Annotated in this window: 1 rRNA gene; it reads left to right on the forward strand. The window is 51.3% G+C overall.

The annotated features are described in order from the left end of the window. Nucleotides 1-435, forward strand: a 16S ribosomal RNA gene (locus tag OCU55_RS23805); the annotation flags it as partial.

The raw sequence follows: 435 nt of genomic DNA on the forward strand, positions 1-435 counted from the left end.
CAATGGGGGAAACCCTGATGCAGCAACGCCGCGTGAGTGATGAAGGCCTTCGGGTTGTAAAGCTCTGTCTTTGGGGACGATAATGACGGTACCTAAGGAGGAAGCCACGGCTAACTACGTGCCAGCAGCCGCGGTAATACGTAGGTGGCAAGCGTTGTCCGGATTTACTGGGCGTAAAGGGAGCGTAGGTGGATATTTAAGTGGGATGTGAAATACCTGAGCTTAACTTGGGTGCTGCATTCCAAACTGGATATCTAGAGTGCAGGAGAGGAAAGTGGAATTCCTAGTGTAGCGGTGAAATGCGTAGAGATTAGGAAGAACACCAGTGGCGAAGGCGACTTTCTGGACTGTAACTGACACTGAGGCTCGAAAGCGTGGGGAGCAAACAGGATTAGATACCCTGGTAGTCCACGCCGTAAACGATGGATACTAGGT

It is taken from the genome of Clostridium folliculivorans (assembly GCF_024341905.1).
In the GTDB taxonomy this organism is placed as follows: Bacteria; Bacillota; Clostridia; order Clostridiales; family Clostridiaceae; genus Clostridium_AR; species Clostridium_AR folliculivorans.